Below are 13410 nucleotides of genomic sequence, written 5' to 3'. Positions count from 1 at the left end.
GCCGCAGAGATCACACAGACCGCATATACCGGGGCATCCAGAGTGACCGAAGCCCCCGTCGAGCCGGAACGGATGCACCACGATGACTGAGGCCACGAGCCTGACTCCGGTCAAACCCACCGAGTCCGAGCTGCTGGTGGTGACCGGTATGTCTGGCGCCGGGCGCAGTACGGCCGCCAACGCCCTCGAGGATCATGGCTGGTACGTGGTGGAGAACCTTCCACCGCAGATGCTGACCACGCTCACCGAGCTCGTCGCCCGCACCCCGCAATCCATCCCGAAGCTCGCCGTGGTGATCGATGTCCGCGGCAAGGAGCTGTTCAGTGACATCAAGGCGTCGCTCGCGGGACTCCGTGCGGCGGGCGTCAACTACAGGGTGCTCTTCCTCGACGCCGATGACGCGGTGCTGGTGCGCCGGTTCGAGCAGGGCCGCCGCCCCCACCCGTTGCAGGGTGACGGACGTATCTCCGACGGCATCGCTGCCGAGCGCGAGGTACTGAAAGAGCTGAAGCACTCCTCCGACATCGTGATCGACACGACCGAACTCAACGTGCACGCCCTGGCCACCAGCGTCACCGAACTGTTCTCCGAATCAGGACCGATCGTCCTGAGGCTCAACGTCATGAGTTTCGGCTTCAAGTACGGACTGCCCGTGGACGCCAACTATGTGGCGGACGTCCGGTTCATCCCGAACCCCCACTGGGTGCCCGTCCTGCGTCCGCAGACTGGCCTCGACGCTCCGGTGCGCGACTTCGTGCTCGGCGCGCAGGGGGCGGGGGACTTCATCGACCGGTACGTCCACGCGCTCGCGCCCGTCCTCGACGGCTACCGTCGGGAGAACAAGCACTACGCCACCATCGCCGTCGGCTGCACGGGCGGAAAGCACCGCTCTGTCGCGGTGACGGAGGAGATTGCGCAGCGCCTGGCGCAGTTGCCGGGCGTCCAGGTCACGGCGCACCACCGCGACCTCGGGCGTGAGTAGTGGCACTGTTCTCGGGGCCGCTGCCCCTCATCCCCCCGGCCGCCCGCAGGAAGGGTGAGGGGCAAGGCGCCGGGCCCTCCGTCGTCGCGCTGGGGGGCGGTCACGGACTCTCGGCGTCGCTCTCCGCACTGCGCCTCCTGACGCAGGAACTGACCGCCGTAGTGACGGTCGCCGACGACGGCGGATCCTCCGGCCGCCTCCGCCACGAACTCGGGATGCTTCCTCCGGGGGATCTCAGGATGGCCCTGGCGGCACTCTGCGACGACACCGACTGGGGACGCACCTGGCGCGACGTCATGCAGCACCGTTTCACCTCCCGCGACGGCGTGGAGGGATCCCTCGACGGCCATGCAATGGGGAATCTCCTCATCGTCACCCTGTGGGAGCTGCTCGGAGACCCGGTGGCCGGCCTGCAGTGGGCCGGGGCCCTGCTCGGAGCCCGCGGACGGGTCCTGCCGATGGCCAGTGTGCCGCTGACCATCGAGGGGGATGTGCTGAGCGAGGTGGACGGCTCGCTGCGCGTCAGGACCGTCACCGGCCAGGCGAAGCTCGCGGTCGCCGCAGAGGGCGGCAATGTGAGCAACGTCCGGCTCCTGCCGCCGTCCGCACCCGCCTGCAAGGATTCACTGGAAGCGATCGAACTCGCCGACTGGGTGATCCTCGGGCCCGGCTCCTGGTACACGTCCGTACTGCCGCACCTGCTGCTCCCCGAGCTCCGCGATGCCCTCTGCAGGACGTCTGCCAAACGTTGCCTCACCATGAACCTGAGCAATGACACCAAGGAAACCCAGGGCATGAGTGCGATCGACCATCTCACCGTGATCTCGCGCTACGCCCCCGAATTCACGGTCGACGTCGTCCTTGCCGATCCCGCCGTCGTCGCGGACCGCGCGGAGTTCGAGGGCGCCGTCGCGAGGATGGGCGGACGCGCGGTCTTCGGTAGAGTGGGAGCTTCGACCGGTAAGCCCGTACACGATCCGCTGCGGCTGGCGACGTCCTACAACGACATGTTTGGGGAGAACTAGGAGTGTATTTGTGGCCCTGACCGCCGACGTCAAAGAAGAGCTGTCCCACCTCGACGTCAAGAAGTCTTCGGTACGCAAGGCCGAGGTGTCCGCGCTGCTGAGATTCGCGGGGGGCCTTCACATCATCTCCGGCAGGATCGTGATCGAGGCCGAAGTGGATCTCGCCTCGACGGCACGCCGCCTGCGCGCTGCCATCGCCGAGGTGTACGGACACAACAGCGAGATCATCGTCGTCACCGGCGGAGGCCTGAAGCGCGGCAACCGCTACGTCGTACGGGTGGTGCGCGACGGCGAATCCCTCGCCCGCCAAACGGGCCTGCTCGACACCCGCGGCCGCCCCGTCCGGGGTCTGCCGTCCGCCGTCGTCAATGGTTCCACGGCCGACGCGGAGGCGGTCTGGCGCGGAGCGTTCCTCGCCCACGGATCCCTGACGGAGCCGGGGCGCTCGTCCTCCCTCGAGGTGACCTGTCCCGGACCCGAGTCCGCGCTGGCCCTGGTGGGCGCCGCGCGTCGCCTCGACATCGCGGCCAAGGCCCGGGAGGTGCGCGGCGTCGACCGGGTCGTCATCCGCGATGGCGACACCATCGCAGCGCTGCTGACCCGCATGGGTGCCCATGACGCCCTGATGGTCTGGGAGGAGCGCCGCATGCGGAAGGAGGTTCGGGCGACGGCAAACCGCCTCGCGAATTTCGACGACGCCAACCTGCGGAGGTCCGCCCAAGCCGCCGTCGCGGCCGGAGCGCGGGTCGATCGCGCGCTCGAGATCCTGGGGGAGGCGGTGCCCGAGCATCTGCGCTACGCGGGTGAGCTGCGGGTCGCCCACAAGGAGGCGAGCCTCGATGAACTGGGGCGCCTCGCCGACCCGCCGATGACCAAGGACGCCATCGCGGGACGCATCCGCAGGTTGTTGGCCATGGCGGACAAGCGCGCCTCCGACATCGGGATCCCGGGGACCGATGCGAATGTGACCCCGGACATGCTGGACGAGTGAATGAGTGCATAGGATGGAACGGCAAGCCCGCTTCTGATCGAGCGGGGCGCCCACCGTCCGGACCCTTGAAGGGGCCCAGGAGCGCGCGGGTACATCAGATCACTACATGGAGGACTACGTGAGCGAATACGTACTGCCGGATCTCGACTACGACTACGCGGCCCTGGAGCCGCACATCTCGGGCCGCATCATGGAGCTGCACCACTCCAAGCACCAGGCCACCTACGTCAAGGGCGCCAACGACGCTCTCGCGCAGCTCGCCGAGGCCCGCGAGAAGGGCGAGTTCGGCACCATCCCCAAGCTCTCCAAGGACCTCGCGTTCCACGTCGGCGGTGTCATCAACCACAGCATCTTCTGGAAGAACATGTCCCCCGAGGGCGGCGACAAGCCCGAGGGCGAGCTCGCAGCAGCCCTGGCCGACGCGTTCGGGTCCTTCGACGCGTTCCGCGCGCACTTCACCGCCGCGGCGACGTCGCTGCAGGGCTCCGGCTGGGCCGTCCTGGCGTACGAGCCGCTGGGCAAGAACATCGTGATCGAGCAGCTCTACGACCAGCAGGGCAATGTACCCGTGGGCACCATCCCGCTGTTGATGCTCGACATGTGGGAGCACGCGTTCTACCTGGACTACGTCAACGTCAAGCCCGACTACGTCAAGGCCTGGTGGAACCTGGTGAACTGGGCCGATGTCCAGACCCGTTTCCAGGCAGCGACCACCGGCGCCTCGATCCTCATCACGCCGGGCCGCTGACCCCCGTTCACGGACCACGAAGGAAATCCTGCTCCGGACGGGTGTGCCTGATCATGGGCACACCACCGGAGCAACCCGCGTCACGAGTGCGTGCGGAAACGCCGCGCTGAGTAAGGTTGGAGCCGTGCAGGGAGTGATCCCGGTACGGCTCCCGCCACGGATACCGCTCCGCAGGGAGTGAGCAGGACCCGATCAACGTCGGCACGAAGGGGTGCCCGGTACTAGATGTATTTGTCGCCGGCGCCACCCGAGAACCGGTCGGCCGGCGGCACCACCTATGAAGGAGATGGAAACCCGTGACTACTCGTGTTGGAATCAATGGCTTCGGACGTATCGGCCGCAACTACTTCCGCGCGGCCCTCGAGCAGGGCACCGACCTCGAGATCGTTGCCGTCAATGACCTGACGAGTCCCGAGGCCCTCGCGCACCTGCTCAAGTACGACTCCGTCACCGGTCGCCTCAAGGCTTCCGTCGAGGTCGAGGGCGGTGACCTCGTCGTCGATGGGAAGCGCGTCAAGGTCCTGGCCGAGCGCGATCCCGCGAATCTCCCCTGGGCAGACCTCGGTGTCGACATCGTGATCGAGTCGACCGGCTTCTTCACCAAGGCAGCCGATGCGCAGAAGCACATCGACGCCGGCGCCAAGAAGGTCCTGATCTCCGCTCCCGCGTCCGACGAGGACTTCACCGTGGTGCTCGGAGTGAACGACGGTGACTACGACCCCGAGAACCACCACATCATCTCCAACGCATCCTGCACCACGAACTGCCTCGGCCCCCTCGCCAAGGTGCTCAATGACGCCTTCGGCATCGAACGCGGTCTGATGACGACGATCCACGCCTATACGGCGGACCAGAACCTGCAGGACGGCCCCCACAAGGACCTCCGCCGCGCCCGCGCAGCAGCGATCAACATGGTTCCCACCTCGACGGGCGCAGCGAAGGCGATCGGCCTCGTCCTCCCGGAGCTCAAGGGCAAGCTCGACGGCTTCGCCATCCGCGTTCCCGTGCCCACAGGCTCGGCTACCGACCTCACGGTCACCTTGGGCCGTGAGGTCACCGTGGACGAAGTGAATGCAGCCTACGCCGCAGCCGCAGCGGATGGCCCACTCAAGGGCTACCTCTCCTACACCGATGACCCGATCGTCTCCTCGGACATCGTCACGGACCCGTCGTCGTGCATCTTCGACTCGGGCCTGACCAAGGTCCTCGGCAACCAGGTCAAGGTGGTCGGCTGGTACGACAACGAGTGGGGCTACTCCAGCCGCCTGGTCGACCTGACCGAAATCGTCGCTGCCAAGCTTTCCTAGGCGGACCCGCCCATGGCTTACGCATCACTCGACGAGCTCCTCGCTGAAGGAGTACGTGGACGTCGCGTCATCGTGCGCTCGGACCTGAACGTCCCGCTCGAGGGCGAGACCCCTGCGCTCAAGGTCACCGACGACGGCCGCGTGCGTGCATCCCTGCCCGTTCTGCGCAAGTTGAGCGAGGCAGGGGCCGCCGTGATCGTCCTGGCCCACCTCGGACGGCCCAAGGGAGCGCCCGAGGAGAAGTACTCACTCAAGCCGGCCGTCGATGTCCTGAGGGATCTGGCGGATTTCCCCGTCACCCTGGCCGCCGATACCACGGGGAACGAAGCCCGGAGTGCGGCTGCCGCCCTGACCGAGGGTGAGGTGCTCGTCCTCGAGAACGTGCGCTTCGACGCGAGGGAGACGAGCAAGGACGACGGTGAGCGTTCCGCGTTCGCCCGCGAGCTCGCCGACCTCGCGGGGGAGGACGGGGCCTATGTGGACGACGCGTTCGGCGCGGTGCACCGCAAGCATGCGAGCGTGTTCGACATCGCAGCCCTCCTGCCTGCCTACCAGGGTGACCTGGTCAAGGCGGAACTCGTGGTGCTCGAGAAGCTGACGAAGGACCCGCAGCGGCCCTTCGTCGTGGTGCTCGGTGGCTCGAAGGTCTCCGACAAGCTCGCCGTGATCGAGAACCTGATCGGCACCGCCGACCGCATCCTCGTCGGTGGGGGAATGGTGTTCACGTTCCTCGTCGCCCAGGGACACAAGGTGGGCGCGAGTCTCCTCGAGGAGGACCAGGTCGACACTGTCCGCGGCTACCTCGAGCGCGGGGCACGCGACGGTACCCAGTTCGTCCTGCCCACGGACATCGTCGTCGCGGAGAAGTTCGCTGCGGATGCCAGGCACAGCGTGATCGCGGCCGATGCAATCGAGTCGGGGCCGTACGGCGCGCAGGGGATCGGGCTCGACATAGGTCCCGTGACGGGCGAGGATTTCGCGGCGAACATCGCCGAGGCGAAGACCGTGTTCTGGAACGGACCGATGGGAGTTTTCGAGTTCGATTCCTTCGCCGGTGGCACGCGCTCGGTGGCCCAGGCCCTCGTCGATGCGCAGGCTGCCGGTGCGCTGACCGTGGTCGGTGGAGGAGACTCCGCGGCCGCCGTGCGCGGTCTCGGTTTTGCCGACGACCAGTTCGGGCATATTTCGACCGGTGGGGGAGCGAGCCTCGAATACCTCGAGGGCAAGGAACTGCCAGGCCTGACCGCCCTCTCCCGCGACTAGCGGAGAACCAGGCGGTCGGCGGGCTAGCAACCCCGCAGGACCAGCCGCCCGACACGGGCGCACAGGACGGGCGGGATCCGCGGGGCTCAGGCCGCGCGGATCCCGCCGCCATGAAACGAAGCAGATGGAGTAGACGATGACCACCTCGACCAACGGCGCGTTCGACCGCCGACCGCTCATCGCGGGTAACTGGAAGATGAACCTCGACCACATGCAGGGCATCACCTTCCTGCAGAAGCTCGCCTGGACTCTCGACGACGCGGGCCACGACTACTCGCGGGTGGAGGTTTCGGTTTTCCCTCCCTTCACCGACCTCCGCGGCGTGCAGACGCTCGTCAAGGGTGACAACCTGGAAGTGGTTTACGGAGGGCAGGACCTCTCGCCCGAGGATTCAGGCGCGTATACCGGCGATATCTCGGGTCAGTTCCTCGGCAAACTGGACTGCACCTACGTGCTGGTCGGCCACTCCGAACGCCGCACCATCCACAACGAGTCGGACGAGGTGCTGAACCGCAAGGTCCACGCTGCCTACCGTCACGGACTCGTGCCCGTCCTCTGCATCGGTGAGGGCCTCGAGATCCGCCAGGCCGGAACGCACGTCGCGCACACCCTCGAGCAGCTCCGCAAGGGCGTAGCCGGTCTGTCCGCGGAACAGGCTGCGGCCCTCGTGGTCGCCTACGAGCCCGTCTGGGCCATCGGCACGGGAGAAGTCGCAGGACCGGACGACGCCCAGGAGATGTGCGCCGCCATCCGTGCCGAACTCGGTACCCTGTTCGACACCGAGACCGCGTCCAAAACCCGCCTGCTCTACGGCGGATCGGTGAAGGCGGCCAACGCCGCGAGCATCCTCAGGGAGCGCGACGTCGACGGCGTGCTCGTCGGCGGTGCGAGCCTCGACGTTTCCGAGTTTGCTAGTATTGTCAGGTTCGAACAGCATCTGGTGACAGACTAGTTCCGTGCGCCTGCCGCTCCATCGAGCGGCTCTCGAGCCTTGAAAGGGCCCCGTGGAAATCCTTCGTATCATCCTGCTCGTCCTGCTCGGGATCACCAGCCTCCTGCTGACCCTGCTGATCCTGCTCCACAAGGGCCGTGGCGGCGGAATGTCGGACATGTTCGGTGGCGGTATGACCTCGAGCATGGGATCGTCCGGAGTAGCCGAACGGAACCTCAACCGCTTCACCGTCGCACTCGGTCTCGCCTGGGGCGTCGTCATCGTCGCTCTCGGGCTGATTCAGCGCTTCGCAGGCGAGTCGTAGGGCTTCAGGCTCGCTTCAGACCCGACAGGGCCCCCGCTTCCAAGAAGGAAGCGGGGGCCCTGTCATGTCCGATGCCGGTATCAGTCGCCCGATTCGTCATCCTGGTCGATCAGCCGGCCGGGCAGTTTTTGTGCCGCGTCCTGGTCGATGAGCCATAGCGTCTTCCGTACTCCACGGGCTCCCGCAGCCGGGACCTGGACGTGCCCTGCTCCTGCGAGGGCGAGGCCCACGGCGCCGGCCTTGTCGCTGCCGCTGACGGACAGCCAGACCTCCTGCGCAGTATTGATGGTCTCGAGCGTCAGGGACACTCGCTGCGGAGGAGGCTTCGGCGCATCGGCGACGCCCACCGTCGTCGTACCCTTGGTGCGGATACCCGCCATCTCAGGGAAGAGGGACGCGATGTGCGCATCGGGACCGACACCCAGCAGCAGGACGTCGAAGCGCGGTAGGCGGGGATCCGGCTGCACCGCATCCGCGTCGATGTCGACTTCCGCCCTCGCAGCTGCCGCCAGTTGCTCGGCGTAGTCCAGGGCCGCCGCGTTCTCGTCGGGGAACTCGTCCTTCGACCCGAACTCGTGCACCTTGTCCGGATCCACCGTGATGTGGTCGAGGAGCGCACCACGGGCCTGGACAGCATTGCGGTCGGGATCGTCGGTCCCCAGGAACCGCTCGTCACCCCACCAGAAATGGACATTCGCCCAATCCACGGCGGAATGTGCCGGGGACTCTGCCACGGCCTCCAGCGCAGCGGTGCCCATCGATCCTCCCGTCAGCACGACGGTCGCCGTGCCGCGGTCGCTCTGAACGTCGACCAGCCGCGTGATCAGGCGGGCCGCCACCGCCGCCGCGAGCGAGGTCTGGGAAGGATGGATGCTGACTTTCGGTTCAGCGCTCACTGGTTCGGACACTCCTCAGGTTGGTGCGGGTGAGGCCTTGGGTGATGACTTCGCCGAAGACCTCGTCCGGGTCCAGTCGTCGTAGTTCTTCCGCGAGGCAGTCCCGCAGGCCCCTTCGGGGGAGGGAGATGTGCTGGACGGGCTGGTGGGGTTGGTGGAGTTCGGCGACGTCGTGGTGGGGGCGGTGCAGTTCGATGTCTCCGCCTTTTCTTGTGAGGCGAACGCGCTTGAGCCCGGTTCCCGCTTCGCTGGCGACGATGGTCACGGGGGCATTGAGCGCTCTGGTGAGCCAGGCCGCGAGGAGCACGGTGCTGGGGGAGTCGGACGCGCCCTCGACGGTGATCGCGGTGATGGGCTCGTCGCCCTCGAGTTGGTCCAGGACGGCGGCGAGTTGGATGCGCCAGTGGGTCAGGCGCGTCCAGGCGAGGTCGGTATCGCCGGCGGCGTAGGTGCTGCTGATGTTGAACAGCGCGGCTGTGGGGTCGGGCTCGTTGGCGGAGTCGGTGATCCTGCGGTGCGCGATGCTGCCGATCGATGTCTGGCAGGCGGCTTTCGGCACTCCGTGCGGCCACCAGGCCACGATCGGGGCGTCCGGCAGCAGGAGGGCCGATACCAGGGACTCGTTCTCGTGCGCGAGCTCGCCGTACCCGCGGAGCACGATGACTTCCGACGCTCCGGCGTCACCGCCGACGCGGATCTGGCCGTCGAGCCGGGTGGGCTCGTGGGGGGATTCCTCGGCCAGGACGATGATGCGGCACGGGTGTTCCCGGCTCGCTTCGTTCGCGGCGTCGATGGCTTGTTCCTCGTAGCCGGATTTGGTGATGACCACGAGCGTCAGCACGCGTCCCAGCGCTACGACGCCGCCGCGTTCGCGCATGGACATCAGTTCCTTGGACACCTTCGAGGTGGTGGTGTCGGGGAGTTCTACGATCATGGCCTTCTCCAGGTTCGTCCATCGGCTGCGAGCAGCTCGTCGGCGGATGCCGGACCCCAGCTGCCGGGCACGTAGGGTTCGGGCTGGCCGTCGAGGGACTTCCAGTACTTCTCGAACGGGTCGAGGATCTTCCACGACAGTTCCACTTCCTCCTGGCGGGGGAAGAGCGGGGGTTCGCCGAGCAGGACATCGAGGATGAGCCGCTCGTAGGCTTCGGGGCTCGACTCGGTGAAGGAGTGGCCGTAGCCGAAGTCCATGGTGACATCGCGGACCTCGGTCTGGGTGCCGGGCACCTTGGAACCGAACCGGATGGTCACGCCCTCATCGGGCTGGACCCGGATGACGACGGCGTTCTGCCCGAAGTCCTCCTCGTTGTGGTCCCGGAACAGCAGGTTAGGAGCGCGTTTGAACACGACGGCGATCTCCGTGACCCTGCGACCGAGCCGCTTGCCGGCGCGAAGGTAGAACGGCACCCCGGACCAGCGGCGCGTATGGATGTCCAGGCGCAGCGCGGCGAAGCTCTCCGTCGTGGAGCCGGCCGGGATGCCGTCCTCCTCGAGGAAACCGTTCACGCGCTCACCGCCCTGCCACCCGGCCTCGTACTGGCCGCGCGCCGACCGTCCGGAGAGGTCCTCGGGCAGGGAGACCGCCGCGAGGACCTTCTCCTTCTCGGCCCGGAGGTGCTGGGCGTCGAACGAGATCGGTTCCTCCATCGCGGTGAGGGCGAGCAACTGCAGGAGGTGGTTCTGGATGACGTCGCGGGCCGCGCCCACCCCGTCGTAATAGCCTGCCCGGCTGCCGATCCCGATGTCCTCGGCCATGGTGATCTGCACGTGGTCGACGTAGTTGGCGTTCCACAGGGGTTCGAACAGCTGGTTCGCGAAGCGCAGCGCGAGGATGTTCTGAACCGTCTCCTTGCCGAGGTAGTGATCGATGCGGAACACGGCATCGGGCGGGAAGACCTCCTCGACGATGCTGTTGAGCTCGCGCGCGGACTCGAGGTCGTGCCCGAAGGGCTTTTCGATGACCACGCGACGCCACTGTCCGTCGTCGGGCTGGGCCAGGCCGTGCTCGGAGAGCTTCTGGCAGACCGCTTCGAACGCGTTGGGCGGGATGGAGAGGTAGAACGCGTGGTTGCCGCGGGTGCCCCTGCTCTGGTCGAGCTCGTCGAGGCACCCCTTGAGGTTCTTGAAGGCCTCGTCGTCGTCGAACTCCCCCGTCACGAACCGGATGCCCGCCGACAACTGCTGCCACACGGTCTCGTTGAAGGGTGTTCGTGCGTACTGCGTCACGGACTCCCTGACCTGCTCCACGAAGTCCTCGTCGCTCCAGTCCCGACGGCCGAAACCGACCAGACCGAAACTTGGCGGCAGGAGCCCCCGGTTCGCGAGATCGTAGATGGCCGGCATGAGCTTTTTCCGCGCGAGGTCCCCGGTCACACCGAACAGGACCAGCGACGAGGGACCGGCAATCCGGCTCAACCGCCGGTCACGCGGATCCCGCAGGGGATTGGCGGCTCTGGCCGTCGTCCTGTCAGCCATACTCAACCGTTCTCGTGATGGCCCTGGCCGGAAACGGCGAGGGCGGAAATGGCAGCACGCAGCTGAGCGACGCCCGCAGCACGGTCCGTCAGATGCAGGCGCAGCACGGGCCGCCCCTGATCGGCAAGCACCTGAGCATCCCCTGCAGCCTGCGCGGAGATCAGCTGCCCGAAAGTAAACGGCCTGTCCGGGACCGCAAGATCCGTGCCGCTGGCACCGGTGACCTGCAGATACACGCCGATCGGCGAACCACCCTTGTGGTACTGCCCCGTGGAATGCAGGAACCGGGGCCCCCACCCGAAAGTCACCGGGCGGCCGGTCAAAGCCGCCAGCGGCGAGCGGACCTCCTCCAGGGCCACCTGACGGAAACGGTCCAGATACGCCTGGACCGACAGATAACCGTCGGCGGGCAACGCAGCGAGCAGTGCCCGCAGTGCCTCCCCGAGCGTGCCCGACGAGCCCAGCAGGCCGGCCTCGCCGCGGATCTCCACGGCGCCATCGACGAACGCGGCCGCCGTGGGCTCCGGCTGCGCCTCCAGGAAACCACGGGCGGCCTTCTTCGCAGCCTCGACGTCGGGCTGGTCGAACGGGTTGATCCCCAGCAGGCGCCCGGCGACCGCGACCGCATACTCCCAGACGAACATCTGGCTGCCCAGGGTCCCGCTGACGGTCACACCGGTACCGGTCATCAACTCACCACCGGACTCACCACCAAACTCACCACCAGACTCACCACCAGACTCACCACCGGGTGCCTCATTGAAGGGTGCCTCATTGAAGGGTGCCAGTATCACCGGCATGACGTCCTCCGCCACCGCGGCCAACTCCGGGGCGCCGGTCGAGGCGACGACGGGCAGCAGGCCCGTGCCGAGCTTGCCCGTGGATTCGGCGATGAGCTGTTCAACCCAGTCCGTGAAGCCCGGCAGACCCGAACCGGCATCGGCGAAGACAATCTTGTCGCGCAAAGGCGCAGTGCCACCCAGGACCGCCCCCAACTGCAGTCCGACATTGTCGACGTCATCGTCACCGAGGAACTCCGCGCTTTCCTCGGCGTCATCGAGCAGGGTCTCGATGTCCGCTCCGGCAAGGCCGGAAGGAACCAGTCCGAAAGCGGTCAACGCCGAGTAGCGGCCACCAACCTGCGGATTGGCGTTGAAGACCTTGCGGTAACCGGCCTTCCGTGCTGCTTCCTCCAGCGGGGACCCCGGGTCCGTCACCACCACGATCCGGGAAGCGGCGTCGATGCCGGCGTCGCTGAACGCCTGCTCGAACAAACGGCGCTGCGAGTCCGTCTCGATGGTAGAACCGGACTTCGACGACACCACGAGCGCCGTGCGCTGCAGATCCACCAGGGCCGAACCCACCTGCTCGGGATCCGTGGCGTCCAGCACGACCAGTTCAACGCCGGCTTCCTTCGTGATGACCTCCGGCGCAAGCGAGGAACCACCCATGCCGCACAGCACGATCCGATCCACGCCCTCCGCGTTCAGGTCGGAGCGAAGACCGGCGATCTCCGACACCAGGGCACGCGAACCCTCAAACAAATCGATCCACCCAAGACGAACCGATGCCTCACGCTCCGCATCAACACCCCACAAGGTGGAGTCCTTCGCGAACAACCGCGAAGCGAAACGATCCCTCACCAACACAGGTACAACCGACTCGACAGCAGCAAGAGCCGCACCCGACGCGATAAGAGCAAACGAACCCATCGGAGTCAGCCCTTCGCTGAGTCGAGGGCGGTCTGGACGGTCTCGAGGAGTTCGGACCAGCTGGTGACGAATTTGTCGAGGCCTTCGGTTTCGAGTTTGTCGACGATTTCGTCGTAGGAGATGCCGATCGCGTCGAGCTGGTTGAGGATTTCGTTGGATTCGTCGTAGGTGCCGGTGATGGTGTCGCCCTCGACGACGCCGTGGTCGGCGGTGGCCTCGAGGGTCTTCTCGGGCATGGTGTTCACGACGTGCGCGGCGACGAGGCCGGTGACGTAGAGGGTGTCGGGGAGGTTGGGGTCCTTGACGCCGGTCGAGGCCCAGAGGGGACGCTGGGCGTTCGCGCCGGCGGTCTTGAGGACCTGCCAGCGTTCGGTGGAGAACTGTTCCTGGAAGATCTGGTAGGCCAGGCGTGCGTTGGCCAGGCCTGCCTTGCCCTTGAGGGCGGTGGCCTCGTCGGTGCCGATCTTATCGAGCCGGGCATCGATCTCGGCGTCGACGCGGGAGACGAAGAACGAGGCGACGGACTGGATCTTGGTCAGGTCGTGGCCGTTGTCCCTGGCCTGCTCGAGGCCGGTGAGGTAGGCGTTGATCACGGCACGGTAGCGCTCGAGGGAGAAGATCAGGGTGACGTTCACGCTGATGCCCGCGGCCAGCGTCGCCGAGATGGCCTCCAGGCCCTCGAGGGTCGCGGGGATCTTGATGAGCACGTTGGTGCGCTGGACCTTCGCGTGGAGGCGCTTGGCCTCGGCGATGGT

General features: G+C 66.9%; 13 protein-coding genes. 8 read left to right on the top strand and 5 right to left on the bottom strand.

Going from position 1 to position 13410, the window contains the following annotated elements; genetic code table 11:
- Window positions 1-82: 82 nt before the first annotated feature.
- The 8 genes from rapZ to secG all read left to right on the top strand — a co-directional run bounded on the left by rapZ (window position 83) and on the right by secG (window position 7572).
- Complete coding sequence (gene rapZ, locus RCH21_RS09520) at window positions 83-982, top strand: RNase adapter RapZ (RefSeq protein WP_120148978.1); 900 nt, start codon at window positions 83-85, stop codon at window positions 980-982.
- Window positions 982-2007, top strand: a complete 1026-nt coding sequence (locus tag RCH21_RS09515) for a gluconeogenesis factor YvcK family protein (RefSeq protein WP_326964173.1) — start codon at window positions 982-984, stop codon at window positions 2005-2007. Before rapZ ends, RCH21_RS09515 begins: the two co-directional genes overlap by 1 nt.
- Window positions 2008-2017: 10 nt before the next feature.
- Entirely contained in the window at window positions 2018-2998 is a 981-nt protein-coding gene (whiA, locus tag RCH21_RS09510; protein ID WP_326964172.1) for a DNA-binding protein WhiA, read from the top strand.
- Window positions 2999-3116: 118 nt separating this feature from the next.
- Window positions 3117-3746: a superoxide dismutase gene (locus tag RCH21_RS09505; protein ID WP_120149257.1), complete on the top strand. Its 630-nt coding sequence runs from the start codon at window positions 3117-3119 to the stop codon at window positions 3744-3746.
- Window positions 3747-4042: 296 nt separating this feature from the next.
- The gene (gap, locus tag RCH21_RS09500; protein WP_326964171.1) at window positions 4043-5053 is read left to right on the top strand and encodes a type I glyceraldehyde-3-phosphate dehydrogenase; all 1011 of its coding nucleotides are present in this window, start codon (window positions 4043-4045) and stop codon (window positions 5051-5053) included.
- Between the two features lie 12 nt (window positions 5054-5065).
- Complete coding sequence (locus RCH21_RS09495; protein ID WP_326964170.1) at window positions 5066-6316, top strand: phosphoglycerate kinase; 1251 nt, start codon at window positions 5066-5068, stop codon at window positions 6314-6316.
- Window positions 6317-6452: 136 nt separating this feature from the next.
- Window positions 6453-7268, top strand: a complete 816-nt coding sequence (tpiA, locus tag RCH21_RS09490) for a triose-phosphate isomerase (RefSeq protein ID WP_326964169.1) — start codon at window positions 6453-6455, stop codon at window positions 7266-7268.
- A 52-nt stretch (window positions 7269-7320) separates the two neighbouring features.
- Window positions 7321-7572 carry a preprotein translocase subunit SecG gene (gene secG, locus RCH21_RS09485; protein ID WP_043445180.1) on the top strand — a complete coding sequence of 84 codons (252 nt, stop codon included), beginning with the start codon at window positions 7321-7323 and terminating at the stop codon, window positions 7570-7572.
- Window positions 7573-7652: 80 nt separating this feature from the next.
- Here secG and pgl read toward each other — a convergent pair whose 3' ends face one another.
- The 5 genes from pgl to tal all read right to left on the bottom strand — a co-directional run.
- On the bottom strand, window positions 7653-8468 hold the full coding sequence (gene pgl, locus RCH21_RS09480) for a 6-phosphogluconolactonase (protein WP_326964168.1): 816 nt from the start codon (window positions 8466-8468) through the stop codon (window positions 7653-7655).
- Complete coding sequence (locus RCH21_RS09475) at window positions 8458-9402, bottom strand: glucose-6-phosphate dehydrogenase assembly protein OpcA (protein WP_326964167.1); 945 nt, start codon at window positions 9400-9402, stop codon at window positions 8458-8460. Before RCH21_RS09475 ends, pgl begins: the two co-directional genes overlap by 11 nt.
- Complete coding sequence (zwf, locus tag RCH21_RS09470; protein ID WP_326964166.1) at window positions 9399-10943, bottom strand: glucose-6-phosphate dehydrogenase; 1545 nt, start codon at window positions 10941-10943, stop codon at window positions 9399-9401. Before zwf ends, RCH21_RS09475 begins: the two co-directional genes overlap by 4 nt.
- A 2-nt stretch (window positions 10944-10945) precedes the next feature.
- The gene (locus RCH21_RS09465) at window positions 10946-12655 is read right to left on the bottom strand and encodes a glucose-6-phosphate isomerase (RefSeq protein WP_326964165.1); all 1710 of its coding nucleotides are present in this window, start codon (window positions 12653-12655) and stop codon (window positions 10946-10948) included.
- Between the two features lie 5 nt (window positions 12656-12660).
- The coding region (tal, locus tag RCH21_RS09460) for a transaldolase (RefSeq protein ID WP_326964164.1) at window positions 12661-13410 on the bottom strand (750 nt) is incomplete at its 5' end.

The organism is Arthrobacter sp. PL16 (assembly GCF_035985055.1).
Lineage (GTDB): Bacteria > Actinomycetota > Actinomycetes > Actinomycetales > Micrococcaceae > Arthrobacter_D > Arthrobacter_D cheniae.
Note: the sequence above shows the minus strand (reverse complement) of the source record. Positions and strands in the feature narration are given on the sequence as shown.

Coding starts and splice junctions, on each gene's coding strand:
- RCH21_RS09475 (WP_326964167.1), bottom strand. CDS start 9,402: ATGATCGTAGAACTCCCCGACACCACCACCTCGAAGGTGTCCAAGGAA.
- tpiA (WP_326964169.1), top strand. CDS start 6,453: ATGACCACCTCGACCAACGGCGCGTTCGACCGCCGACCGCTCATCGCG.
- rapZ (WP_120148978.1), top strand. CDS start 83: ATGACTGAGGCCACGAGCCTGACTCCGGTCAAACCCACCGAGTCCGAG.
- RCH21_RS09495 (WP_326964170.1), top strand. CDS start 5,066: ATGGCTTACGCATCACTCGACGAGCTCCTCGCTGAAGGAGTACGTGGA.
- zwf (WP_326964166.1), bottom strand. CDS start 10,943: ATGGCTGACAGGACGACGGCCAGAGCCGCCAATCCCCTGCGGGATCCG.
- RCH21_RS09465 (WP_326964165.1), bottom strand. CDS start 12,655: ATGGGTTCGTTTGCTCTTATCGCGTCGGGTGCGGCTCTTGCTGCTGTC.